This is a genomic window from Fictibacillus enclensis, from assembly GCF_001457035.1.
In the GTDB taxonomy this organism is placed as follows: Bacteria; Bacillota; Bacilli; order Bacillales; family Fictibacillaceae; genus Fictibacillus_C; species Fictibacillus_C enclensis.
This window is the reverse complement of record NZ_KQ758617.1, coordinates 843,660-869,117: the sequence shown is the minus strand read 5'-3', so window position 1 is coordinate 869,117 and position 25,458 is coordinate 843,660. Positions and strand designations below refer to the sequence as shown.

Here is a 25,458-nt window from a genome sequence, read left to right as displayed (position 1 = left end):
TTATGAGCAGTATACCATTCAAACCGATGCTTCCTTCCCTGGTCAGCGAAATCCCATCTTCTGCTGACTGGATATATGAAACCAAATACGACGGATACCGGTGTATTGCCAAATGGACGGAAAGCAATGTGACACTACTTAGCAGAAACGGTCAAAACCTTAATTCTGTTTTTCCCGAGGTCGCTGAAAGACTGATCTCGCTCACACCAAGCATCCGCTCTTGTTTGCCGCTTGTCCTTGATGGAGAACTTTGCATTCTGAAATCTCTGTACAAAGCAACATTTGAACCTCTGCAAAAAAGAGGCCGTTTAAAAAATCCAGAAAAGATCCAGTATTTTTCAAAGCTTACTCCCTCTACTTATGTTGTGTTTGATATGGTACATATCCGTGGAGAGACGATCACCGATAAACCGCTATTTGAACGAAAGGAAATGGTCAAAATCGTGTTTGATCACCTGTCAGACCATCTGGCAGAAAATGACCGGATCGCTCTTGTACCTTCCCATAAAGAGAGCGATCAACTCTGGGCGCACATCAAAGAAGAAAATGGTGAAGGAATCATTGCGAAAGTGAGCGGAAGTACCTACGATCCCGGTGCGCGGACCAAAAAGTGGGTTAAAATAAAAAACCCGCAAAAGGGTGTATTTTTCATTACTGCTTATGAGAAATCCAACGGTTTTTTTCATGTAGCCGCACTTCAAGAAGGAAAACCGGTCCTTGCAGGTTTATTTTCCCACGGAATGTCACCTAAAGAACGGGAAAGCCTGATACTGATTATGAAAAAAAACAAAGTAACGGAGGATGCCCGGTTCATTACCGTTTCTCCATCCATCTGTGTTGAGCTGGGATATCTGGAAATCTATAAGCATCAGTTAAGGCATCCCCGGTTTGTTGCCTTTCGTTTTGATGTTAGCTGGGAGGAATGTACATGGGAAAAAATACTCAGCAGGAAGTAATGATCAATGGCATTAAGGTGGGCATCACGTCTCCGGATAAACCACTGTGGCCAAACCTTGACATTTTGAAGCTCCACTATCTTGAATATTTGGCTAAAATGGCTCCATTTCTCCTTCCCTTTTTGCAAAACCGCGCATTGACAGTTATTCGTTACCCCCACGGTGCGGGAGATGAACGGTTTTATCAAAAAAACTGCCCGGATTATGCCCCCGATTTTGTGGAGACTGTATTCGAGGACGGAATTCACTATATCGTCTGTAACAACCTTCAAACCCTGCTGTGGCTCGGCAATCAGCTTGCCTTTGAGCTGCATATTCCTTTCCGGAAAAACGGAACTGCCTATCCCTCAGAAATTGTTATGGATTTGGATCCGCCTTCAAGAGATGATTTTATTTTATCCGTGGAAGCAGCCCTGTTGATCCAGGAAGTGTGTGACAGGCTGAAATTGAAAACATTCATCAAAACAAGCGGCAACAAAGGACTGCAGGTTTATATCCCCTTGCCCGAGGCTCGATTCACATTTGATGACACAAGAAAGTTCACCCACTTTCTTGCTCAATATTTAATTACGAAGGAACCCCAGTGGTTTACCATTGAACGACTTAAAAAAAACAGAGGAAACAAATGCTACATCGATTTTATCCAGCATGCCGAAGGAAAAACAATCATTGCTCCCTACTCGGTGAGAGGCAACGAAGAGGCATTGGTGGCAACCCCTATCCACTGGCAAGAACTCACCCGTGATCTTCGGCCAGAAGCCTTCCCCTTGCCCATCATCCATCGACGGGTCCTGGAAAACGGAGATCCGTTTGAAGAATTTGAAAAAGCAAAAACCAGCCAGCCGTTTGGTCCTGTTTTGGATTGGCTGAACGAACAGGGCTTATAAAATAACAGCTCGGCGCTGATCCGGAGCTGTTTTTTATTATATCGATCCCTGCTTTTGAGCTGTTTTTGCTTTACAGGACTGCCGTTCGATCAGACGGTAAGGAACTGCGACTCGCATGGGTTTTTGATCCGGATTTGAAATCAGATCCATTAAGCACACCGCGGCTTCGTAACCGAGCTGGAAAATGTTGATATCCACTGACGTAAGGCCCGGAGTAGAAAAAGCGGCGAGCATGACATTGTTAAAACTGACAACGGAAATATCATCCGGTACTGAAAGCTGCATCTCATTTAGTGTTCTGAGGACCCCAAAAGCCATCAAATCATCCATGACGAGCAACGCCGTTGGAGGTTCATCCAGCGCCAACAACTTTCTGATCGCTTCCTGTCCCCCTTTTTCCAGAAATTCCTCATGGATGATATAGTCCTCACGATAAGGAAGCTGATGGCTTCGTAGTGACTTCTCATAGCCGAGCAACCGGTCAATCGTCACAACCAGTCGTGAGCTCCCTCCTACAAAACCAATTTTTTCATGCCCCAGAGAAATAAGATAGTCCGCTACATCTCTTGATGCCTGAAAATTATGATTGTCAATATGCGTAATGGATTGTTCGTTTTTCAATGGCTTTCCTACAAGAGCAAACGGAAATTTTTTCTCGATCAGATAGTTCATTACTTGGTCATCCACACTTGAATAAAGCAAAAGGATTCCGTCTACCCTTCCGCCTTGCACCATTCGCACGACACCATCATAAATTTCTTCTTCCGTTTTTCCCGTTGACATGTAAAGTGCATATTCCTTTTCATGAACGATCGTACTGATTCCGCGGATCACTTCCGGAAAGAACGGATTCTGAAAAGCTTTGTCAGCAGACCCAGGCAAGACCAGACCAATGGCCTGGGAGGATCGGTTGGCGAGGCTTCTTGCATTGAAATTAGGGTGATACCCCAAATGGTCCATCGCTTCCCTTACTCTCCGTTTCGTTTTTTCAGAAATTCTTGGATTATTGGCTATGACCCGTGAAACAGTGGACGGAGCCACATTTGCCAGTTTAGCGACATCTTTAATGGTAGCGGTCATTGTTATCCTCCTTCCGTCTGTTGTATGTTCTATTTTAATCAAAGGAACGGAAAAAGAACAGCAGACGCCAGTAAAAGCATATTCTTCCTGCTTCCAAATGCGGTATACTACATACAAATTCCATTTTGATTCCAGACGTATTAAGGAGGGAAAATGTGCTAAAAGAAGCTTTGTATCATCGCCCCAAAAACAATTTTGCCTATGCCTATGACGAACAGACCCTTCATATCCGCCTTCGAACCAAAAAGAACGACATCGGGTCCGTACAACTGATTTATGGCGATCCCTACGAATGGAAAGACGGAAACTGGCTGCTAAAGAAAGAACTTATGATAAAAACAGGTTCGGATGTGTATTTTGATTATTACCTGGCTTCCGTACGTCCCGGGTTCCGAAGAATGAGGTACGGCTTCGAGCTCAGCGACGGAAACGAAACATTCGTTTTTACAGAAAAAGGGGTTTTCGAATCAGCACCAACGAATGACATCGCACCCTATTTTTGCTTTCCCTTCCTGCATCCAGTGGACGTTTTTAAGGCTCCCGACTGGGTAAAAAACACGGTCTGGTATCAAATCTTTCCCGAGCGGTTTGCCAATGGCACCTCCTCCAATGACCCGGAGGGGACGCTGGCCTGGGGTTCCTCCGAGCCCACTCCCGCCAACTTTTTCGGAGGAGACTTTCTAGGCGTCCTGCAGCATCTTGACCATCTTTCGTCTCTTGGCATAAGCGGTATTTATTTCACTCCAATTTTCAAAGCAACTTCCAATCACAAATATGATACCATCGATTATTTAGAAATTGATCCACAGTTCGGAACCAAGGAAGATTTTCGGCAGCTGGTTGATGCATGCCATGAAAAAGGCATAAAAGTCATGCTGGACGCCGTTTTTAATCACAGCGGCTTTTACTTTGTCCCATTTCAGGATGTGCTCGTCCACCAGGAGAACTCAAATTATAAGAATTGGTTCCATATCAGGGAATATCCTGTCGTCACTGATCCATTACCGAACTATGACACTTTTGCGTTTGAAAAAACCATGCCAAAGCTAAATACTGCAAATCCTGAGGTCAAAAATTACTTATTAAATGTTGCGAGGTACTGGATCGATGAATTTAATATTGACGGCTGGCGGCTTGATGTAGCCAATGAAGTTGACCATCAATTTTGGCGTGAGTTACGAAGAACTGTAAAAAGCATCAAAGCGGACGCCTATATTCTTGGCGAGATTTGGCATGATGCCCTGCCATGGCTTCAGGGCGACCAGTTTGATGCGATCATGAACTATCCTTTTTCATCACTGGCCCTGGATTATATTGCCCGCTCCAACATCAATGCGCTGGAATTCACCAAAAAGATATCCGGCATCTTACACTCCTACCCTGAAAATGTAAATGAGGTGATGTTTAACCTGCTGGGTTCACATGACACCGAACGGGTTTTGACTGTAACCGGAGGAAATACAAAAAAGGTTATGCAGCTGTTTGTGCTGCTTCTTTCCTTCCCCGGAACACCTTGCATTTATTATGGTGACGAAATCGGCATGACAGGCGGACGGGACCCGGGCTGCAGGAAATGCATGGAATGGAATCCGGATGCCCAAAATCATGAATTGTTTGCAGGTCTTCAAAAGTTGATCCGCCTGAAAAAGGAAGTTCCATCGTTCAGTGCTAAAAGCCCCATTTCTTTTCTTACCTCCGAAGACACTCCTGATCTGCTGACCTATGTAAAAGCTGCCGGTGATGAAAAGCTGCTGTTCGCGTTTAATACCTCATCAAGTGAGCTTACGCTGAATCCTGCTCTCTTTGGGTCAGCGGAACCATTGATCAATATCTGGACCAACGAAACATTAAAATCCGATGAGGCAAGGGTGGAACCTGATGATTTTCTGATAATCAAATGGAAAGCAAACTAAAAAAAGACCGCGGAAGGCGACTCCGCGGCTTTTTCAATCAAGAATGTTGATATTGTATGTGCCAAGCCAGGTTTCGATCTGGGCCAGGTGGGCCATCAGCTGCGGCCCGGTCATCAACTGGCCAAACCACGGGACCTTGAATGCTTCTCCATTGCTATCAATGATATCCTGAACTTTTTCTTTCTTAATCAGCTCCAGAAGTGGAGAAGACGGTTTGTCGATTATGGATTGAAGCCATTCCTTCACACTCAGTGTATAATTCGGATTATGTGTTTTCGGGTAAGGGCTTTTCTTACGGTAGAGTACGTCTTCCGGAAGCAGGCCTTCAAGGGCCTTTCGAAGAAGTCCCTTTTCCCTTCCCTGAAGCATTTTCATTTCCCAAGGGATGTTCCATGCATATTCTACGATGCGATGGTCAGCAAACGGAACACGCACTTCCAGGGATGCCCCCATGCTCATGCGGTCTTTCCGGTCCAGCAACGTGGTCATGAACCAAATCATGTTCAAATAGAAGATTTCCCGGCGCTTTGCTTCTACTCCTGATTCGCCTTCAAGCCTCGGCATTTCTTTCAGTGACTCTTCATAACGCTGTTTTACATAAGATGATAAATTCAGTTTATTCTTCCAGTGGTCATGCAAAAGATTTTCCCGTTCGGCTGTCGAGCTCATCCAGGGGAAAAGCGGCCGGTTCATGACCTCCGGCTTGTGAAACCAGGGATACCCGCCGAAGATTTCATCCGCACATTCTCCGGAAAGTGCAACGGTTGATTGTTCTTTGATCAGCCTGCAAAACCAGATCAGCGAAGAATCTACATCTGCCATTCCCGGCAGGTCTCTTACCATGACGGCTTCCTTCAGGTGATTGACGAGCAGGTCAGTATCGATAATGCAGCTGTGATGAACAGAACCCGTGGCTTCCACCATTTTCTCGATCCATGGGCCATCGGCATTCGGCTGAAAATCACTCGCTTTGAAGTATTTATCATTATCTACATAATCAATACTGAAGGTATGAAGGGGACCCCTGTTTTCCCGTTTGAAATGATTGGCAGCAATAGCCGAAATGGCACTGGAATCCAGACCGCCGGATAAAAAGGTGCAAACCGGTACGTCTGCTACAAGCTGCCGTTCAACCGCATCGGTAACCAGGTCTTTGACATTGGACACTGTTTCATCCAAGGAATGCGAATGCTTTTCACTTTTCACGTTCCAGTACCGCCATATCTTCTCACCTGAGCGGTCGAATTTCATCGCATGGCCTGGCCGGAGTTCATTGGTTCCTTTAAACACACCGTGACCCGGGGTTCTGGAAGGTCCGAGTCCGAAAACCTCCTGCAATCCTTCTCGTTCCACTTCCGCTTTTACCTCCGGATGAGCAAGAATGGCCTTTAATTCGGAACCGAACAACAAACGACCGCCCGATAATAAATAAAACAACGGTTTCACGCCAAGACGGTCACGGGCCATAAACAAAGTTTCTCTTTTGGCATCCCAGATGGCAAAAGCAAATATACCGTTAAAATGGTCGATGCACGCTTCTCCCCATTCGATATACGAGATTAATAACACCTCGGTGTCTGAATGGCCTTCAAAACGATATCCTTTTTTCAGCAATTCTTTCCGCAAATCTTCCGTATTGTAGAGTTCCCCGTTATAGCAAATGGTGAAGGTCGCCTCTTTCGCTTCTCGGGTCATCGGCTGCGCGCCGCCCTCCAGATCCACTACAGCCAGCCTCGCATGGCCAAATCCAACGTGTGTCTGACTCCAAACATTCAACGCATCCGGTCCCCGTTTGGAAAGGGTCGCCGCCATTTTTATCAAGGTTTTACTTTCCTGTGAAATGTTGCGCTGCCAGTCAATCCATCCCGTTATTCCACACACCATTATCACCCTTTCTCGAACTGAGCTGATTTCTCCAGACATAAACGCCCAATACTTACTTTATGCAGCGAAGGAATAATGGTTCATTTTTTCAAGGATTGAAAACCTGTCAAACTACCATATATAATAGATACAATACTAGTGAACGCAGGTGAAGCTATGCCACAGTCCAAAGCATTCCGATTCGGTTATGCGATTCTATTGATCTTTCTAATTATTCTAACCGGAACTAAGATTCATTTTGTTTTCCGCCCGCTCGTAGTTCTTGTCCAGACTCTCTTTTTTCCGTTCTTGCTGGCGGGGGTACTGTATTACTTGTTCAGGCCGATCGTTAACTTTCTTCATAAACGAAAGGTGCCAAGGTCCCTTTCGATATTACTTATTTATTTAGCGGCCATTGGATTGTTTGTTCTGCTCTCCTATGCCGTTGGCCCTGTTCTGCAGCGCCAGATCAACAGTTTGATCCATAATACACCGGGACTGATCGATGCGATCCGGGGGAAAGTGGTAGAGCTGCAAAACAATGAATGGGTAAACCGTATTCTTGAAAACAGCCAGTTCAGCGTCAATGACATTTCGGATAAGGTAACAAACTATCTGTCCAAAAGTGCTTCGATGATCGGAACAAGTGTGACAAACTTTATCGGTGTGCTCACGAACATTATCATGGTGTTTGTTACCGTTCCTTTTATCCTCTACTACATGCTGAAGGAAGGGGAAAAAGCACCAAAGATGGTCCTTCGTCTTCTTCAGCCGACACAGCGAAAAAACGGCACAAAAATTTTGGCCGACATGGATATGGCACTGAGCTCTTATATTCAGGGCCAGATTTTGGTCAGTATATGTGTGGGAATTCTTTTGTATATCGGTTATCTGATTATCGGGATTGACTACTCATTGCTGCTCACGGTCATCGCCATGTTTACGAACGTCATTCCTTTTCTGGGGCCGATCATCGGGGTAATTCCTGCATTGATTGTGGCGGTCATTGATTCACCATTCATGATTGTTAAAGTGCTCATTGTTATGGTCATTGCACAACAGATTGAAGGAAATATCATTTCTCCGCAAGTGATGGGGAAAAAGCTTGATATCCATCCTTTGACCATTATTTCCATACTCCTTGTTTCAGGCTCCCTTGGCGGCCTTTTGGGTCTTATTCTTGCTGTTCCTGTCTATGCCGTGCTGAAGGTTATCGTTCTTCACACCTACAGCCTGATCAAGCTTCGTAAAGAACAATCGATTGAACAGGACAAAAAAATTATTTCCTAATACAAATGACGTGCTGAAATCAGCACGTCATTTGCTGTTGCTCTGCGGCACTCACCGCTTTTTTCTCCAAACAAATCATACACCATGCCCCTTCTTTTATGATGGGTCTGGTTTCTTCGATTTTGAATCCGCTTTGAACATGAGATGCTTTGCTTTGTTTTTCAATGACTAAGGTTTCAACATTGGACCTGGCCAGTTTCAGTCCCAGTGTCAAACCGGCAACTCCCCCGCCAATGATAACCACCTGATATACCATTCTCTTCCTACACCACCTTTATGACAATAACTACCACCATCCCACCCTGTATAAACCTTAAAAAAAGTATAAAAAAACTGCCACAAAAGAAGTTTCCTTCCTTCATGGCAGCATGTCGTTTTATTTTGCGGGGGCTTCCTGTTTGTCGTAAATCGGAACCCAGCCTTCTTTGGATTTAAAGATTCGGACTGCCACCACTTGGCGGTCGTCCATCAATGTAAAGTAATGGCGGTAATTTTCAGGAACGGAAATCAGGTCGCCCGGCTCTAGTTCTACATCAAAAAAACGGCCTTCCGGACCTTCAATGGCAAAAATACCATGTCCGCTAACAATAAACCGTACTTCATCATCGGAATGATGATGTTCGGCCAAAAAGTTCTGCAGTAGCTCATCAAGATTTGGTGTATCCTGGGACAATGAGATAACATCCTCGGTCACGTATCCTCTGCGTTTGGATAGTTCATCGATTTCACTTCTGAACACCTGGATCACTTCTGCCTTTTCCTCATCGGATAACGAATAGTTTTCTTTCAGATGAGACGGCAGCTTTGCAATATCCCAGTTTTCATAGATTACACCCTGGCTTTCCAAATAACCGCTTACTTTGTCCAGCTCTTCCACTCGTTCATTATTATCATGAAAACGTAATTGTGCCATATTGGCATCCCCCTTTAAACTATTTTTTGGCTTTAAAATGCATACTGAGGCTGAAGCAATCTCATTTTGACGTGGTAGGAAAAAAGGAACTCCAATGCCTCAAGATATTTTTTGGCTTCAAATCCATTTTTACCCCATACTGTAACTCCGTGATTTCTGATCAGAACGGCTTTTGTATCTTGAGTAATGGCTTCAGCAAAACGTTCTGCAAGAACAGACAAATCTGCCGGATTCTCAATGATCGGCACTGTAAAGGATCCATCTTCTTCCCAGATGTTAAATGCCTTGATCAATTCCTGCCCACGGAAGGTGATTTCCCCCTGATCGCCATACAGCTCGGAAATAATATTGTTATCGACAGTATGAATATGCAAGCAACACCCCGCATCGGTATGCTGATACACTTTTGCATGCAAACCGGTTTCAGCTGAAGCACGCAGATGGGTTTCTTCTACGGAATTGCCCGAAACATCCACCAAAACAAAATCTTCATTTGTTCGTTTCCGTTTATCCTTGCCGCTTGCAGTCACCAAAAAAGTAATGGGATCGCCACTAACCTTGATGGACAAATTTCCACTTGTACCCGGAAACCAGTCCCGTGAAGCCAGTTCATCCTTAACATCAGCCAGCTCTTTCCACAATTCCCCCAATGATCTCAAATGCTCACTTCCTTTATTTGCAGATACGAAATAATGTCATAAAACGTAGTGAAAGGTTCAAAAGCAATGTTTTCCTGTTCACACTTCTCTTTCAAAAAGTCCCTTGCAAACACCTTGTCTGCCATTTTGGCAGCCTGTAAATCGGTGATGGAATCTCCGATCACGATTTTTCTGTACGAAGCGGAATCAAAGCTTCTTAAGATAGCCGGTTTGCAGCATCCGCAATCATTGCTGCACTGACTGTCACAGCTGTGCGGCCAAAGAATTTCGATGGTTTCTCCTGCAAACGAACTGCCATTGCAATAGATCTGTTCCTCGTCCACTATATTTTTAAGAATCGGATAAACAAAAAAATCAATTCCTCCGCTTACCACGTACAATGGGATGCTCTGATCTTTCGTATACTGAACAAATTCTTCAAATCCATCCCTGATTTTTGCTGTGGAAAGAACGTACTGAATGATTTCCTCTTTTTGGCTGGAAGGAATAAGAGAAAAGAGCTGTCCGACTCCTCCCCTGACGGATATTTCCTGATTCAGTATTTTATCCTTGATCGGCTCCCATCCTTCGGGAGCAAAGTTTTTCATGATGTCAATGATGTTGTCTTTTTCGGTAATGGTTCCGTCAAAATCACAAAAGATAATCCGTTCTCTGCTCATGATTTCACCAGACCGCCCCATAGATTCAATGCGGCTTTCAGCGGATCGCTCTCCTCGCTGATCTGCTCCAGCGATTTGTTAAGCAGCAAGCCATCAATCGCATCGCGAAACGCTTTTCCTCCGGCAACGGCTCCTCCTGGATGCCCGTGAACTCCGCCGCCGGCATTAATAATGCTGTCGATGCCAAAGTCCTGAAGCAAAAGAGGGGTCAATCCCGGATGAATTCCGGCTGACGGCACTGGGAAAGCACCTTTCCAGTTTATATGCTTTTCTGTCAGCTCTGCAGCGATGCCAACAGCGTCTTCTTTCCTGAGGGCTACGCTGCCATATGGCGACGGAAACAGCACCAAGTCCGCTCCAGCAAGCCGAAGCAGCTTCCCTAAAAGAAGCCGGTTGGAAATGCCATAAAACTCGGATGGTGTCAGTGCACCTGAAACGGCCGGGTGAGCCATGATGGGCAGATTAATTTCAGGATCCTCTGCCAGGCTTTGCAGCACATCCAGTCCGTAGGCAAAAACATTGAGCAACAGGGCGCTTGCCCCGAGCTCGGCTGCACGTTTCGCTTTGTCTTTTAATTCAAATGTCCGTCCCGTTAAATTAACGGCATACAGTGTTTTATGGCCAGTCTCCTCTTCCGTTTCGGCCAGTACTTGTTTGGCTGTTTTAATACGTTCTTCAAATGGGGTCCGCGGATTATCGAACAGGATTTCATCATCCTTGACCAAATCAACGCCGCCAAGTGCCTGTTCTCTCACCTGATGTTTAAAGTAGTCCATATCTCTGCCGATCACAGCCTTGAAAATGCTCATGAGCAGCGGACGTTCATAAACTCCGAGCTGATTTCGAATCCCATCAATTCCAAAGGATGGCCCTGGAAATTCGCTGCTTAAGTCTTCCGAAAATTCCAGATCGATAAGTTTTACCTCGCCATCCAGTGAAAGCTTTCCAAAAACGGTGGTTAAGATCGCTGGAAGGTCAGGAGAAAAGTTTGCAGCAGGATAAGAGATTTTCAGAAGTGCCTGTTTTCTTGGCGAACCAAAGTATTGGTTTACCCGTGCATCTTCCGGCAATTCAATGATCTCTGCCACACTGCCTTTATGATTTTTAAGCTGCTCCTTTTGCAGATCCGGAAGATCGGTCCAGGAGCCGACGGTTAACCCCAGCGCAATTCCTTCCGCTTTTTTTTCAAAATTTCCTTTAGGATCATGAACAAGATAGGTCGCAGTTACTGATGCCATGATGTATCCCTCCAAAACATAAATTCACACGAAAAAACCTCTTCCCGAGGGAAGAGGCATTATAGACATAAGGATGCCGCTTCCTCTCATCTCCCAGCATGCGCTGCAAGATTTAGCACCGTGTAAATCCTTAGGATAACCGGTTGCCGGGCTTCATCGGGCTAGTCCCTCCACCTGCTCTTGATAAGAGAAAATGTTCATATTACTTCGAATGTTAGAATTACTTGTGATTATGACAGGTTATAAAAAATCTGTCAATCCAATTATAGCTTAGAAAATATTTAATGCGCGGATTCGATCTGCCGCTTCTTTCAAGCGCTCTTCATCCGTAAGAAGGCCCACTCTTACATAGCCTTCTCCCTCTTTGCCAAATCCGATGCCCGGAGCGACCACAACATGTGCCTCCTTTAGCAAGTAATCTGCAAAACTCTCTGAAGTATGTCCTTCAGGCACGGGAAGCCAGCAGAAAAAGGACCCTCTGGGTGCCTTAACATCCCACCCGAGTTCCTGCAACCCTGAAATAAAAACATTTCTTCGCTTTTCGTACATGTCGGCAAGCTCCCTGACACAATCCTGCGCCCCAAGCAGTGCCTTTGCCGCTGCTTCCTGTACCGCCGGAAACAGGCTGACATAAAAATGATCCTGAAGCAGATTAATGCTTTCTATCACACTCTCATTTCCAATCGCAAATCCGACTCTCCAGCCTGCCATATTATACGTTTTACTCAATGTATAAATCTCAATTCCCTGTTCTTTGGCACCATGCGTCTGCAAATAACTTACTGGCTTTTCTCCATCAAATCCAATGGCTCCGTAGGCAAAGTCATGAACGACCAGAATATCATGCTTTTTGGCAAAGTCCACGGTTTCCTTGAAAAATTGCGGAGTGGCAACACCTGCTGTTGGATTGTTTGGATAGTTGAGGAACATTAATTTGGCACGGTCGGCCGTTTCTTTATCAATTTCGTTATAGTCGACAAGAAAGTCATTTTCCTCTTTCAGCGCCATCATGCTGGGGGATACGCATGAAACTGAATGTAGCACTGATCCAAATGGACATCCAGCTCGGATTGCCGGAAGAGAATATTAAGAAAGCCGTACAAAGAATTGAAGAAGCCTCAAAACAAAACGCAGATATCGTCGTACTGCCGGAACTCTGGACGACCGGCTATGATTTGGAGCGTCTTGTTGAAATTGGAGACGCCAACGGGGATAATCTGAAAAAGCTGATGAGCGGTTTAGCACGGCAGCACCGCATCAATATCGTTGCCGGCTCTGTTGCCAATAAAACAGACAATGGCATTTTTAACACACTTTACGCCTTTAATCGCGAGGGTGAGCAGATTGGAGAGTACAGCAAACTGCATTTGATTCGCCTTATGCAGGAAGAGAAGTTCATTGCCCCCGGTTCCACCAAGGGGAATTTTATGCTGGAGAACATTCCGGCTGCAGGAGTCATCTGTTATGACATCCGTTTTCCTGAATGGATCCGCGCCCATGTTCTCGATGGTGCCTCCCTTCTGTTCGTGCCGGCCGAATGGCCTGCCCAAAGGCTCTCTCACTGGCGAAATCTCTTAATTACGAGAGCCATTGAAAACCAATGCTATGTGATCGCATGCAACAGAATCGGCCGGGATAACAATAACGCCTTTGCCGGCCACTCGATCATCATCGATCCGTGGGGAGACGTCATCGCTGAAGCAGATGGTGAAAATGAAACCATTTTATTTGCCGAGATCGAGACGGATCTCGTTAATGAAGTCAGAAGCAGAATCCCCATTTTTGAGGATCGCAGACCCGAACACTATTAATCTTCTTGAAAATTGCAATTGACAGCTTCCTTTGAAAGCTGTATGATAGCCATTGTAAATTATTATTGCATTCTGTGTTTTCTAACAACTTAATGATGAATGTCTCTTATCAAGAGCAGGTGGAGGGAATTTGGCCCGATGAAACCCAGCAACCGACCGTAATACCATTGTGAAATGGGGCGTCTTTATTTGAAGCCTGGACTTCCAGTATGGCACGGTGCTAATTCCAGCAAAGCTTAAGCTTTGCAAGATAAGAGGCGTGGAAACTATACATCCAGGCCTCTTTTCTTCAAGAAAAGAGGCCTTTTTTACATTTATCCTTCGGAGGTAAACCCTATGGCAACGTCAACAAAACAAGCCTACACACCGCTCAATGAGCAAACCGTGATCGAACTATCCCAAAAACTCGGCCTGTTCAGTGATTACAGATCCATTGAGGTCAATGAGATCGGTGACGGCAATTTGAATCTTGTATTCCGGCTGGTCGAACCGTCTACCCAAAAATCGGTTATTATCAAGCAGGCGCTCCCTTATGCCAAAGTCGTTGGAGAGAGCTGGCCGCTTACCCTGGACAGGGCACGTATTGAAAGTGATTCACTGAAAAAATTTGCTGAGTTCGCGTCTGAACATGTTCCCCAAGTCCTTTATACCAACAACGACCTGGCCGTTACTGTCATGGAGGATCTGTCCTCTCATGTGATTCTGCGCAAAGGCTTGATTGATGGAGTAACCTACCCGAACCTGGCTCAACATATCGGAACTTTCATTGCGAAAAACCTGTTCTACACCAGTGATTTTTATTTACATCCGTTTGAGAAAAAAAGATTGGTCCAGCAGTTTACCAATCCTGAGCTATGCAAAATAACCGAAGATCTCGTGTTTACCGATCCATTTTATGATATTGAAACCAATGATTATCCTGCAGAACTGCAGGATGCCGTTTCAGAACTCTGGAATGATTCGGCCCTAAGAAACAAAGCGGCCCGGCTCAAACTTAAATTTTTGACACATGCCGAAGCATTGCTTCATGGAGATCTGCATTCAGGGAGTATTTTTGTAACAGAGGAATCCACCAAAGTTATCGACTCTGAATTTGCCTACTACGGTCCACAAGGATTTGATATCGCTCACTTTTTTGCGAATATCGCAATGAACCATATCGCTCAGCGGGCTCATATCAAAGACGGAGAAAAACGGGCCGAATACCAGCTGTACCTTTCCGGCTTAATCAGAGACACATGGATTACCTTTACGGATACATACAAAGAACTCTGGAGAAACGAGGGTGTGGAGCTGGCAACCAAACTCCCGGGTTTTGAAGATGAAGTCCTGGAGAGCATATTTACAGATATGGTCGGTTTCGCGGGCTGTGAAGTCATCCGCCGGACCATTGGCCTGGCTCATGTTGCAGACCTGGATTCCATTGCTGATTTCGATGAACAAATCATCCTTAAAAAGAAGGCTCTTAAACTCGGTCGGGATTGGATCAAGAACAAACAACGAATAAAAAATATTGAAGAATTTATTACCAGCATCAGGAGTGTTTAATTTATATGAGTACAACAGAAACGCAAATTTCATCTCTACGCTATAAAGGGGATCACCTGCTTCTTTTGGATCAGCAGCAGCTGCCCCATCATACGGTTTATATTAATGTCACCACCATTGAACAGGTTTGGGACTGCATCAAAAAATTGAACGTGAGAGGTGCTCCGGCCATTGGAATTGCTGCCGCCTTTGGAATCGTTCTTTGGGCAAAAAGCCACACCTCCCTTTCTTTCGTTGAATTTAAAGAACAGTTGAACTGTCAAGCCGCTTTTCTTTCGACATCCAGACCTACGGCTGTGAATTTATTTTGGGCACTTGACCGCATTACAGCTTCGGTTGCCAATGTCCGCGAGACGAAAGAGGCAGTTGAACGCATTGAACAGGAAGCCCTTCTGATTCAGAAGGAAGATGAGGAGATTTGCCGCAAAATCGGCGAGAACGGATTAACCCTGCTAAGCGACGGAGACCGCCTCATGACCCACTGCAACGCAGGCGGGATTGCAACGGCAAAATATGGTACGGCGCTCGCTCCTCTTTATTTGGCAAAAGAAAAGGGATGGAATCTCTCGGTATACGCCAATGAAACACGCCCCGTTTTCCAGGGAGCCCGATTAACCGCGTGGGAATTAAAACAGGCCGGAGTTGACGTTACGCTGATTACGGATAACATGGCTGCTCATACATTAAAAACAAAACAGGTCAGTGCTGTAATCGTTGGATGTGACCGGGTTGCTGCCAATGGAGATACAGCCAATAAAATCGGGACGTTCGGACTTGCACTCCAGGCAAAGGCGCTTGGCATTCCTTTTTATGTTGCCTCTCCCCTTTCAACGATCGACCTGCACACCCCGACTGGCGATGACATTCCGATTGAAGAACGTCCTGCAGAGGAAATCACCCATGTACAAGGTGTGCCTATTGCACCTAAAGGGGTAAAAGTTTTCAATCCAGCTTTTGATGTAACGCCTCACGAGTACATCACAGCCATTATTACGGAAAAAGGCATTGCCCGCGGGAATTATAAGAAAGCACTGGCGAAATTAAAAAAATAACCACATACAAAAAAGCTCGTACTCCTTCATGACAGTTCCTGGGGGTACGAACTTTTTCATTTTTTGTTAAAAATGCATTGGCAAAACTGAATATCCGTAATAAAAGACAAGGGCCAATGCCAAAATGAGCGTAATCCAGCGGGACTTTTTATCCTCATTTCGTTTTGCACCCAGCAGCATCACTTCAAACAAGCCGATAACTGCCAGACCCAGGATCCCTTTAATAATGAGCGGTCCCATATTTACCGCACCTGCCTGGATCCACTGATAGATAAGCATCCCACCAGAAAAGATGGTAGTTATGTACAGAAGACGGAGAATCATATGCAAAATGCGGGAAATTTTTTTATTTTTTCTTTTGTATAGGGTATAAGTCAGAAAAAATAAAACAAGCGCAGCCGCCCATGAAAAAACGTGGAAGTGTAACATATTTATTTCCTCCTGTGTATAATCCTTCACTTTACTATACCATGAAGCGTGCCGGCGCGCTTCACGAGCGGAAGTAAGGCTAGGAAGAAAGCCTTTTCATTGCTATAATGTAAAAGAATTCACAATACTAAGATTGGAGTGAGAGATATGATTAAAACAGAAAACATCATCTCCAAAACAGAACAATACGGGGCGAAGAATTATCACCCACTTCCAATTGTCATCTCCAAAGGCGAAGGCGTATGGGTTTATGATCCGGAAGGCAACAAATATATGGATATGCTGAGCGCATATTCAGCCGTGAACCAGGGGCACCGGCATCCGAAGATCATTCAGGCGTTAAAGGACCAGGCAGACCGCATCACCCTGACTTCACGTGCTTTTCATAATGACCAGCTTGGAAACTTTTATGAAAAAGTAACGAAACTCACAGGCAAAAATATGGTATTGCCGATGAACACAGGGGCAGAAGCAGTTGAAACCGCAATTAAAACGGTCCGCCGTTGGGCGTATGACGTGAAAGGTGTTCAAGCCAATCAGGCGGAAGTCATTGCTTGCGAAGGAAACTTCCACGGACGTACAATGACGGCCGTTTCCATGTCTTCTGATGAAGAGTACAAACGAGGATTTGGTCCGATGCTGCCAGGAATCAAGTTGATTCCTTACGGTGACCTCGAAGCGTTGAAGCAAGCCATCACACCGAATACAGCTGCTTTTATTTTGGAACCCATTCAGGGAGAAGCCGGCATTGTCATTCCTCCTGAAGGCTTCCTGAAACAAGCTCGTGAGCTTTGCCGGGAAAACAATGTTCTTTTTGTCGCGGATGAAATTCAATCTGGTTTGGGACGATCCGGAAAGCTGTTTGCCTGCGACTGGGAAGATGTTGTTCCTGACATGTACATTCTCGGAAAAGCATTGGGCGGCGGGGTAATGCCAATTTCCTGCGTAGCTGCTGACAACGATATTCTTGGGGTGTTCAATCCAGGAAGCCATGGCTCCACATTTGGAGGCAACCCACTGGCTTCAGCGGTATCCATTGCCTCACTGGAGGTTATAGAAGAAGAAAACCTGGTGAGCCGGTCCCTTGAGCTCGGCGAGCACTTTTTGAATGAGTTAACGTCTATTAAGAATCCGAAGATTACCGAAGTACGTGGCCGAGGGTTATTTATAGGCGTGGAGCTGAGCGAGGCGGCCCGTCCATATTGTGAGAAGCTGAAAGAAGAAGGTCTTCTTTGCAAAGAAACCCATGAAAATGTCATCCGGTTTGCACCTCCTCTCATTATTTCTGAAGAGGACCTCAACTGGGCGATCGAACGTATCAAAAAAGTCTTGTCGGTATAAGTGTTATAGCAAATAGAAACAGGCTGGAAGTCATCCAGCCTGTTTTTTTGTGGTTTAATCGGTGGGGGTTAGTTGTCTGATTATTCAGTTACGCTCAATTATTTCTTTCCCCCCAATATCTTCACTTTTAGCTTAATAATTTGAAACCTGCTCAATTCTCCATAAAGAGCTTCAGCTCCGCATCAAATTCGCAGTGCTGAAGCTCTTTTATTCTATAATGCCTTAACCATGCCGCCATCAATCAAAAAGGATTGTCCGGTGATGTACGTATTGGCCTCTGAACCCAAATAAACGATGGTCTTCGCAAATTCTTCCGGCGTTCCATACCGGCCAAGCGGAATGTTTTTCACCATTTCTTCCTTTACCTGTTCTTTGCTTATGGAACGCTGCTCGGCGATTTTACCATCCAGTTCCTGCAGACGGTCGGTCCCGATTCGTCCCGGCCCGATTGTATTGATCAGGATGCCGTCTTTACCCAGCTCCTGTGACAGGCTTTTGGATAACCCGTTGATCGCCGTTCTGAAGGTGTTGGATAGCGTCAATCCATCAATTGGCTGCTTGATGGATGAGGAAGCGATGTTGATGATACGGCCACTTCCATTTTTTCTCATGTGCGGCAGAACTTCACGCACCGTTCGGATGAGGCTTAACAAGGTGAGCTGAAAAGCGGATTCCCATTCCTCGTCATCAAAGGAATCGAAGTTGCCCGCAGGCGGACCTCCGGCATTATTCACCAATACATCAATGGTGCCAAACGCCTCCGCAGCCGCACTGACCAGACTGGTGATCTCCTCTTTTTTGGTGATATCACACCTCTTATATTCAACCCTGCTGCCTGTTTTTTCACTGATTTCCTCTGCTGTGGCCCTTAATGCTGCTTCATCACGACTTGTGATCATGACGTTTGCCCCTTCTTCTGCAAATCTCATGGCCGTTGCCTTCCCAAGCCCTTTGCTGGAAGCAAGAACCACTACCGCTTTATCTTTTAGCCCCAAATCCATCTCATTTTTCCCCCTTTGAATTTATATTTGCCAAAATCAGATGACGATGCTGACATATTTGGTTTCCAGATAGGCCTCCATGCCCTCTGTTCCACCTTCTCTTCCAATACCGCTTTCTTTCAGACCGCCAAATGGAGCCTGGGCAGCAGACGGAACACCGTCATTCCAGCCGATGACTCCGTAGTTCAATCCTTCCACCAAGTGTGTGCCTCGTGACATGCTTTCAGTATAAATATAAGCAGCGAGGCCGAACGGACTGCTGTTGGCAAGCTTGATGCCTTCTTCATCCGATGTGATTTTTTGCACCGGAATCACCGGTCCGAAGGTTTCCTCGTTCATGATGAGCATGTCATGATTCACATCTTTTAAAACGGTCGGTTCAAAGAAACACGCATTTCCTTCATCCTGCCCTTTGCCGCCAAGCAAGCATTCTGCCCCTTTTTCAACGGCATTGTCGACATGCTTTTTAATTTTTTCATAGCCGTCCCGATTGATAATAGGGCCGATATCAGTGCCCTCTTCCAATCCATTGCCGACCTTTAACCTGCTAGTTTCTTCAACAAGCTTTTTCGTAAACTCATCATATATTTTTTCGTGAACATACACACGGTTAATACAGATGCACGTTTGACCCGCATTTCGGAATTTGGAGGCAATGATCCCTTTCACCGTTTTCTCAAGATCGGCATCCTCAAGAACAATCGAAGGAGCATGTCCGCCAAGTTCCATAGACACGTTCTTAACCGTTTTCGCGCTTTGCTCAATGAGCATTTTTCCTACTTCTGTTGATCCGGTAAAGGTAATTTTCTTCACTATGTCGCTTTCCATCAATTCACCCGCAATGAGTGAAGATGAACCGGTAAGAAGGCTGACGACTCCCTTTGGAAATCCTGCTTCTTCACAGAGCTCCACCAGTTTTATGGCGGTAAGCGGTGTTTCCTTCGGCGGTTTAATGATAATCGGGCAACCGGCTGCAAGCGCAGGACCGAGTTTGCGGGTGATCATCGCAGCGGGAAAGTTCCAAGGTGTGATCGCAGCAACAACGCCAACCGGCTGTTTCAAAACCTGCATCCGTTTATTTTCCGCAGACGCCGGGATGGTTCTGCCGTATACCCGCTTTCCTTCCTCTGCGAACCATTTAATAAAAGATGCGGCATACTGGACTTCACCAAGAGATTCCTTCATTGGTTTACCCATTTCCCTTGTCATGAGTTCCGCAATTTCCTCTTTTTGCTCAATCATCAAATCATATAGTTTATCCAGATAGGCGGCTCTGTCGTAAGCCGTTAATTTGGCCCACGGACCAAATGCCTCATGCGCACTTTCAATAGCTGCTCTCGTTTCTTCCTTTCCTGCAGAAGCTACCGTACCAACGAGATCACCATCCGCTGGATTCAGCACCTTGATCTTCTCCAGGTTATTACCTGTCCATTCTCCATTGATATATAACAACTTGTCCATGTTTTATGGCCTCCCTTGAACAAAGAATACCTATCTACTTTTCCTTTTACCGAGTGACTTAAAACATATCAAACCACATTATTGACGAGCGTTCCAATGCCTTCGACTGTAATTTCAATGGTATCCCCACTATTCAGCAGCCTTGGCGGCTTGAATCCTTTGCCTACCCCTGCAGGTGTACCGGTCGCGATTACATCTCCCGGTTCAAGGGTCATTCCTTTTGACAGCGCTTCAATAATTTCTGGAATGGTAAAGATAAAATCCTTTGTAGTGCCGTCCTGTCTGACTTCTCCATTTACTTTGGTGGTAATCGTCAGTTCATGCGGATTTGGAAGGTCCTCTTTCGACACAATCCAAGGTCCCATTGGACAGGAAGTATCAAGACTTTTTCCGATTAGAAATTGTTTATGCTTTTTCTGAAGATCCCTGGCAGTAACATCGTTGATGATCGTATAGCCAAATACATGGTCCATCGCTGTATCCTGGGTAATCCCCTTGCCTTTTTTACCAATAATAACGGCCAGTTCGCCTTCATAATCCAATTCATCGGTTACCTTTTTATGACGCAAAACATCCGCTTGATGGCCGATAACCGTTGTAGGCGCTTTCGAAAAAATCATCACATGCTCGGGGATATCTGCTTCACTACCCATTTCAACCGCATGATCTCTGTAGTTCTTTCCTACACAAAATATGTTTTTCGCCGGTCTTGGAATGGGAGCCATCCACTCCAGATCTGGGTCGGTTAAACCATATGTAAACAATAAATTCTCATGATAGGATTCCGATAATTCATGAATCTTTTCCAAAAACTTCTCTTCAAGCTGAAGTCCTTCCAACAAGGAAACCGGAAATTCCATTTCTTTCTCCTGGGCAGCGAGCGACAGATTAAATACTACATTTTCCTCCTCAATCAGCTTACCTAAAAAGATGTCGCCCTGATACTTGGCAGTTACTAATTTCATCTCAAACCTCTCCTTAATACTTAAAGTTTACTGAACGCTTCGTCAAATAAAACAGCCATCTTAAGATCCGCCTGGGTCAGCCCGTTTACACTCCATGTGCTTAATTTCAGGGTAACCAGTTTGTAATTGATGGTAATATGCGGATGATGCTGAAAGCTTTCGGCCAGCTGTCCTACTTCACTAACAAATTCAATTCCGTCTAAATAGTTATCAAACTTGTACTTTTTCACCATCCATTTCCCCGGAATCAGTTTCCATTCGGGATATCTGTTGGCAAAACGGTCGATTTCCTGAAGGGTAAGCAGTTCAGCCATTTCTGTTCTTCCTTTCCTAGCCTATAGTAAAACTATACCTCGCGAATAATTGAGACGTCAAAATATTCGGTTAACAAGAGCGTTTTATTTCCATGATCAACTATGCTAAAATTATATGTTGATTAAATCTAGCAGATATGAGGGATTGCCATGAACATTGTAGTGAGCACACTCAATGCAAAATATATTCATACCTGTCTGGCCCTCAGGTATTTAAAAGCGTACAGTGAACCGGATTTTCACGTAGAAATGGCCGAGTATACGATCAAGGACCCTGCCATTAACATCGTAAGTGACTTGTATATGAAAAGGCCTGATGTACTTGGCTTCAGCTGTTATATATGGAACATCGAAGAAACCATAAAAGTAATTGAGATGGTCAAAAAAATCAGCCCAGAAACAGCCATCGTTCTCGGAGGCCCGGAGGTTTCCTATGATGTTCCTCACTGGCTGGACCGGATTCCGGATGCCGATTTCATCATCGTCAATGAAGGCGAGATTTCCTTTAAGCATTTTCTTGCCGAACATTCAGGGGAAAAGCGCTATGAAAAAGTGGCCGGGCTTGCCTGGAGAAAAAATGGGAAACCAACAATCAACCCGCCAAGGGAAAAATTGGATCTTAAGACGGTCGCAACTCCCTACCGGTTTGAAGAGGACCTGGATCAGCTCTCCAAACGGGTAACCTACTTTGAAACGAGCCGCGGTTGTCCTTACTCCTGTGCCTTTTGCCTTTCTTCCATTGAAGTCGGTGTGCGGTACTTTGACATCCAGAAAGTAAAAGACGATCTTATTTTTCTGATGGACAATGGCGCGAAAACGATTAAATTTGTGGACCGTACGTTTAACATCAAACGCGATTATGCCTTGGAGATGTTTCAATTTCTAATTGATAACAGACGACCGGGTGTTGTTTTTCAGTTTGAAATTACCGCGGATATCATGCGTCCGGAAGTTATTGCCTTTTTAAATGAACACGCCCCCGCCGGGTTGTTCCGGTTTGAGATCGGCGTGCAATCAACAAACGATCATGTCAACGAGCTTGTTCAGCGCCGGCAGAATTTTGAGAAACTGACGCGAACGGTCATGACCGTAAAAGAGGGCGGAAAAATTGCCCAGCATCTGGACCTGATCGCCGGTTTGCCGGATGAGGACTACCAGTCCTTCCGAAAAACCTTTAATGATGTATTCGCGTTTGGCGTGGAAGAAGTCCAGCTCGGATTCTTAAAAATGCTGCGCGGTACCGGCCTGCGCCTGACAGCTGATCGGCATGACTATGTATATATGAATCACTCGCCTTATGAGATTCTGGGCAACAATGTGCTAAGCTTTGACGATATTATCAAAATTAAGCGGGTGGAAGATGTGCTTGAAAAGTACTGGAATGACCACCGGATGGACGCCACACTGAACTACTTAATCTACCATGTGTTCCACTCTCCATTTGATTTCTTCCAGGAGTTTGGAGATTACTGGGAGAGCAAAGGCTGGTCCAGAATTGGCCATCAGCTGGAGGATCTGTTCGCCCGCCTGAAGGAGTTTTTAACGCAGCGCGGCACCCATAATGAAGTCATAGAAGCTCTTATGAAGTACGATTACTTCTCACGAAAAAAACACCGTCCTCACCGTTCATGGTGGGAGGAAACACTTGCAAAAAGTGATCTCGAACACTATCACCGCTGGCTGAAGCACCATCCAGAACGTCTTTCTGACGCATTCAAATCATACAGTCTGAGTGAAAAGGATCTAATGAAGCACACGGTACTGGACCTTTTACCATTTGATCTGAACCATTATTTAACAACCGGGGAAGTAAAAAAAGACCAGGTTCTGTCCCTGGTCTACTATCATCCCAAAACACACGAACCCGAGCACTACAGTATTTCTTTGAATCAAATTCAGCTGGAAGAACGTTCTGCTTTAAGTTAAACAAAAAAGGCTGCCCCTATTGTTTGGCAGCCTTTTTTGTGTCTTTTACGGGTTCTTTTCTTTTGGTATCGTCTCTCTTCGTTTCGGAGGTAAATACTTCGGTATTTTCGGTCAGATAAGGTGTCGGGTTGGAAACAACGCTGTTGTTATATTTGATGCCTGATGTGATTTCGATCCATGAGCCATATTCCAAGCCGGTTTTTACAGGAACTTTTTTCAAATAGCCCTTTTCCACCATATAGACGGAGGTTTTTTGTTTTTCCTTCATCAGGGCAGTTTCCGGAATAACAACAGCATCTTCCTTGATCACTGGCTTCAGCTCAATCTTTACGGCCTGTCCTGTTTTAAATGGATGCTCCTGGTCGAATTTGACGGTAAAAGGGAAGATGGCTTTTCCTTTTACTTTTGTTGCCTCGCGAAATTCTGCAAGCGTCCCCTCCCATTTCTTTCCTGGTAATGCAGGGGAAACAATCGTGGCTTTCTCACCAGATTGGACAAGCATAGAATCTTTTTCATCCAGCTCTCCATTTATTTGAACATCATCGGTTGAAACCACCTCTACGACCGGTAAGCCTGTATCGGATGACCCCTGGTTAACCGACTTGACTACTCCGGTTGTATTACTCTTGATGGAGAGATTTTCCTTTTCTTCATTCAGCTGGATCAGCTGGGTATCGACAGCTGCGGCACGAGTTGTTGCCAGCTCGCTTTTCATTGCCGCTTCTGATTGTTCTTTTTCCAAATCTGCTTTCTTTTTCACCGAATCGTGTTCATCAACCGGCAATGCATCGGCCTGGCTTTGTAGCTCGGTTTGCATTTCCTGATAGTGTTTTTCTTTAACGGTATATTCCTCTTTTTTTTGCTGCAAGTCCGCGATTTTATCGTCAAGCCCGGCATTTCCATACACAAACAGCACAGTGCCCGGTGTAACCTCGTCTCCCTCTTTCACCGCAATTTCTTTTACATAGCCAAGTTTTTCTTGCACGTAAAATTTTTCATTTTCCGAAGGTACAACCGCTCCCTCGGCTACAATGGCTCGTTTAATATCCATTACTCTCGCAGGAGCAAGGTGAACATTCTGCGCACGGGCAAAGGCACCCTCGTCCTTGGAAAAAATCCAGATATTGAATGCAAGCAACAATAATGAAAATGCAGCAAGACCTGTCATCAGAATTCTTTTTCTCATGTTGATTGCCTCCATTATAATGTCAGCTGGCCATACTGCAGTGCATGGGTTAATGAGGACAACAGCATAAACCCTATGTATAAAAGCGATACAGCAGCAAAAATATAAGTTTTGGACTTATAGCTTGCCTGTTTCAGTCCCGAATACGTCAGATAAAAGGCCCAAACTGTAAACACCGACAAAAAAGCAAGCACCGAGATTAAAAAGGCATTATTGGAGAAATAGTTCGCTGCCACACCCAGGCTGAACGGGCTCCATACTTCATCCGTATTCAGAAATCCTTGAAAAGGAAGCTTGAAAACAGCAGAGATCATAAATACACAATACACGACAGATTGAAGGATAAAGAGCTTTTTAAAGCCCACATCCCTGAAAAAGGGAAGAAACACAATTGCCATAAAAGCAACCGCAATTACTGGCTTTACCAAACCGATAATCAATCCGGCTATAAAAAGCAGGTATTTGCTTGCCTCAAGCTTGTTTTCCGTCAGATGAACGTCCTTGACGATAGGCATGTCGAGAAGATGATCTGAGGAAAGAAAGTAACTTATTGCGGTAATGAGAGCACTCACAATACAAATCATTAAAAAACGCAGAAAAAAACCTTCCGTTTGGTTGAAACGGCGGAAATACCCAAATTGCTCCCTGGGCCTAACCAGACTTTTTATAAGATGCACTTCACCCGGCAACGCATGGTCCCCCTCTACTTCTTCTTTTTTCTCCATCATAGCACAATTTAATCCAATATTTTGTCCTGATTTGCCAAATAACGTAATTTTATTGTTACAAACGGTAACTGTTTGAATGATTTTAAACAATCATCACAAACTAGCAATAAACCATATTTCAACTAGGAGTGCATCATCATGAATTCGAGGAAAAAGTGGTCGACAAAGTGACCGTCAACATCGTCGATCACGGAAGCATCAATTAAAAACGCACTTGGATGACGACCAAGTGCGTTTT

The 25,458-nt window shown here is 45.0% G+C and carries 23 protein-coding genes, 1 pseudogene and 2 riboswitches; of the genes and pseudogenes, 9 read left to right on the top strand and 15 right to left on the bottom strand.

Annotated features, from left to right (window positions below; genetic code table 11):
* The first annotated feature begins 2 nt into the window (after positions 1 to 2).
* Together ligD (AS030_RS24205) and ligD (AS030_RS24200) are read left to right on the top strand one after the other, a co-directional pair.
* Positions 3 to 956 (top strand): non-homologous end-joining DNA ligase, encoded by a 954-nt coding sequence (gene ligD / locus AS030_RS24205; RefSeq protein WP_240482208.1) that lies wholly within the window; start codon positions 3 to 5, stop codon positions 954 to 956.
* The gene (gene ligD / locus AS030_RS24200) at positions 929 to 1,843 is read left to right on the top strand and encodes a non-homologous end-joining DNA ligase (protein WP_061968901.1); all 915 of its coding nucleotides are present in this window, start codon (positions 929 to 931) and stop codon (positions 1,841 to 1,843) included. The genes ligD (AS030_RS24205) and ligD (AS030_RS24200) overlap by 28 nt, the downstream gene beginning before the upstream one ends.
* 36 nt (positions 1,844 to 1,879) lie before the next feature.
* On the opposite strand, the gene AS030_RS04575 is transcribed toward ligD (AS030_RS24200), so the two are convergent.
* Positions 1,880 to 2,923, bottom strand: coding sequence for a LacI family DNA-binding transcriptional regulator (locus AS030_RS04575; RefSeq protein WP_061968898.1), 1,044 nt, complete (start codon positions 2,921 to 2,923; stop codon positions 1,880 to 1,882).
* Positions 2,924 to 3,078: 155 nt separating this feature from the next.
* On the opposite strand from AS030_RS04575, the gene AS030_RS04570 reads away from it, so the two are divergent.
* Entirely contained in the window at positions 3,079 to 4,836 is a 1,758-nt protein-coding gene (locus tag AS030_RS04570; RefSeq protein WP_061968897.1) for a glycoside hydrolase family 13 protein, read from the top strand.
* A 33-nt stretch (positions 4,837 to 4,869) separates the two neighbouring features.
* Here AS030_RS04570 and asnB read toward each other — a convergent pair whose 3' ends face one another.
* A complete protein-coding gene (gene asnB, locus AS030_RS04565; protein WP_240482207.1) occupies positions 4,870 to 6,720 on the bottom strand; it encodes an asparagine synthase (glutamine-hydrolyzing) in 1,851 nt (616 codons plus the stop codon).
* 156 nt (positions 6,721 to 6,876) lie between these two features.
* On the opposite strand from asnB, the gene AS030_RS04560 reads away from it, so the two are divergent.
* Positions 6,877 to 7,989 carry an AI-2E family transporter gene (locus AS030_RS04560; protein ID WP_061968895.1) on the top strand — a complete coding sequence of 371 codons (1,113 nt, stop codon included), beginning with the start codon at positions 6,877 to 6,879 and terminating at the stop codon, positions 7,987 to 7,989.
* 19 nt (positions 7,990 to 8,008) lie between these two features.
* On the opposite strand, the gene AS030_RS04555 is transcribed toward AS030_RS04560, so the two are convergent.
* The 6 genes and pseudogenes from AS030_RS04555 to AS030_RS04530 all read right to left on the bottom strand — a co-directional run.
* Positions 8,009 to 8,245, bottom strand: coding sequence for an FAD-dependent oxidoreductase (locus AS030_RS04555; protein WP_061968893.1), 237 nt, complete (start codon positions 8,243 to 8,245; stop codon positions 8,009 to 8,011).
* 120 nt (positions 8,246 to 8,365) lie between these two features.
* Positions 8,366 to 8,902, bottom strand: coding sequence for a 1,2-dihydroxy-3-keto-5-methylthiopentene dioxygenase (locus tag AS030_RS04550; protein WP_061968890.1), 537 nt, complete (start codon positions 8,900 to 8,902; stop codon positions 8,366 to 8,368).
* 32 nt (positions 8,903 to 8,934) lie between these two features.
* On the bottom strand, positions 8,935 to 9,561 hold the full coding sequence (locus AS030_RS04545; protein ID WP_061968888.1) for a methylthioribulose 1-phosphate dehydratase: 627 nt from the start codon (positions 9,559 to 9,561) through the stop codon (positions 8,935 to 8,937).
* The gene (locus tag AS030_RS04540; RefSeq protein WP_061971544.1) at positions 9,558 to 10,220 is read right to left on the bottom strand and encodes a 2-hydroxy-3-keto-5-methylthiopentenyl-1-phosphate phosphatase; all 663 of its coding nucleotides are present in this window, start codon (positions 10,218 to 10,220) and stop codon (positions 9,558 to 9,560) included. Before AS030_RS04540 ends, AS030_RS04545 begins: the two co-directional genes overlap by 4 nt.
* Positions 10,217 to 11,458: a 2,3-diketo-5-methylthiopentyl-1-phosphate enolase gene (gene mtnW, locus AS030_RS04535; RefSeq protein ID WP_061968886.1), complete on the bottom strand. Its 1,242-nt coding sequence runs from the start codon at positions 11,456 to 11,458 to the stop codon at positions 10,217 to 10,219. The genes AS030_RS04540 and mtnW overlap by 4 nt, the downstream gene beginning before the upstream one ends.
* Before the next feature lie 83 nt (positions 11,459 to 11,541).
* Positions 11,542 to 11,648, bottom strand: a riboswitch (SAM riboswitch).
* Positions 11,649 to 11,728: 80 nt separating this feature from the next.
* Positions 11,729 to 12,469: pseudogene (locus AS030_RS04530) on the bottom strand (aminotransferase class I/II-fold pyridoxal phosphate-dependent enzyme); the annotation flags it as partial.
* A 14-nt stretch (positions 12,470 to 12,483) separates the two neighbouring features.
* Here AS030_RS04530 and AS030_RS04525 point away from each other — a divergent pair.
* The 3 genes from AS030_RS04525 to mtnA all read left to right on the top strand — a co-directional run bounded on the left by AS030_RS04525 (position 12,484) and on the right by mtnA (position 15,869).
* Positions 12,484 to 13,269: a carbon-nitrogen family hydrolase gene (locus AS030_RS04525; protein ID WP_061968884.1), complete on the top strand. Its 786-nt coding sequence runs from the start codon at positions 12,484 to 12,486 to the stop codon at positions 13,267 to 13,269.
* A 103-nt stretch (positions 13,270 to 13,372) separates the two neighbouring features.
* Positions 13,373 to 13,526: riboswitch (SAM riboswitch) on the top strand.
* A 79-nt stretch (positions 13,527 to 13,605) separates the two neighbouring features.
* Positions 13,606 to 14,817 (top strand): S-methyl-5-thioribose kinase, encoded by a 1,212-nt coding sequence (mtnK, locus tag AS030_RS04520; RefSeq protein ID WP_061968882.1) that lies wholly within the window; start codon positions 13,606 to 13,608, stop codon positions 14,815 to 14,817.
* 5 nt (positions 14,818 to 14,822) lie between these two features.
* On the top strand, positions 14,823 to 15,869 hold the full coding sequence (gene mtnA, locus AS030_RS04515; RefSeq protein WP_061968880.1) for an S-methyl-5-thioribose-1-phosphate isomerase: 1,047 nt from the start codon (positions 14,823 to 14,825) through the stop codon (positions 15,867 to 15,869).
* Between the two features lie 66 nt (positions 15,870 to 15,935).
* On the opposite strand, the gene AS030_RS04510 is transcribed toward mtnA, so the two are convergent.
* Positions 15,936 to 16,298, bottom strand: coding sequence for a DUF1516 family protein (locus tag AS030_RS04510; RefSeq protein ID WP_061968878.1), 363 nt, complete (start codon positions 16,296 to 16,298; stop codon positions 15,936 to 15,938).
* A gap of 147 nt (positions 16,299 to 16,445) precedes the next feature.
* Between AS030_RS04510 and AS030_RS04505 the strand changes: the two genes are divergently transcribed.
* Positions 16,446 to 17,639 (top strand): ornithine--oxo-acid transaminase, encoded by a 1,194-nt coding sequence (locus AS030_RS04505; protein ID WP_061968876.1) that lies wholly within the window; start codon positions 16,446 to 16,448, stop codon positions 17,637 to 17,639.
* A gap of 212 nt (positions 17,640 to 17,851) precedes the next feature.
* On the opposite strand, the gene AS030_RS04500 is transcribed toward AS030_RS04505, so the two are convergent.
* From AS030_RS04500 to AS030_RS04485, 4 genes are all read right to left on the bottom strand, one after another.
* Complete coding sequence (locus AS030_RS04500; protein ID WP_061968874.1) at positions 17,852 to 18,640, bottom strand: SDR family oxidoreductase; 789 nt, start codon at positions 18,638 to 18,640, stop codon at positions 17,852 to 17,854.
* 36 nt (positions 18,641 to 18,676) lie between these two features.
* Positions 18,677 to 20,101 carry an NAD-dependent succinate-semialdehyde dehydrogenase gene (locus AS030_RS04495; RefSeq protein WP_061968872.1) on the bottom strand — a complete coding sequence of 475 codons (1,425 nt, stop codon included), beginning with the start codon at positions 20,099 to 20,101 and terminating at the stop codon, positions 18,677 to 18,679.
* A 68-nt stretch (positions 20,102 to 20,169) separates the two neighbouring features.
* Complete coding sequence (locus AS030_RS04490) at positions 20,170 to 21,066, bottom strand: fumarylacetoacetate hydrolase family protein (protein ID WP_061968869.1); 897 nt, start codon at positions 21,064 to 21,066, stop codon at positions 20,170 to 20,172.
* Positions 21,067 to 21,086: 20 nt separating this feature from the next.
* Positions 21,087 to 21,380 (bottom strand): 4a-hydroxytetrahydrobiopterin dehydratase, encoded by a 294-nt coding sequence (locus AS030_RS04485; RefSeq protein ID WP_061968866.1) that lies wholly within the window; start codon positions 21,378 to 21,380, stop codon positions 21,087 to 21,089.
* A 156-nt stretch (positions 21,381 to 21,536) separates the two neighbouring features.
* Here AS030_RS04485 and AS030_RS04480 point away from each other — a divergent pair, with 156 nt between their 5' ends.
* The gene (locus tag AS030_RS04480) at positions 21,537 to 23,306 is read left to right on the top strand and encodes a B12-binding domain-containing radical SAM protein (RefSeq protein WP_420889644.1); all 1,770 of its coding nucleotides are present in this window, start codon (positions 21,537 to 21,539) and stop codon (positions 23,304 to 23,306) included.
* 16 nt (positions 23,307 to 23,322) lie between these two features.
* On the opposite strand, the gene AS030_RS04475 is transcribed toward AS030_RS04480, so the two are convergent.
* Together AS030_RS04475 and AS030_RS04470 are read right to left on the bottom strand one after the other, a co-directional pair.
* The gene (locus tag AS030_RS04475) at positions 23,323 to 24,492 is read right to left on the bottom strand and encodes an efflux RND transporter periplasmic adaptor subunit (RefSeq protein WP_061968861.1); all 1,170 of its coding nucleotides are present in this window, start codon (positions 24,490 to 24,492) and stop codon (positions 23,323 to 23,325) included.
* 14 nt (positions 24,493 to 24,506) lie between these two features.
* Positions 24,507 to 25,220: a YIP1 family protein gene (locus tag AS030_RS04470; RefSeq protein ID WP_061968859.1), complete on the bottom strand. Its 714-nt coding sequence runs from the start codon at positions 25,218 to 25,220 to the stop codon at positions 24,507 to 24,509.
* Positions 25,221 to 25,458: the final 238 nt, after the last annotated feature.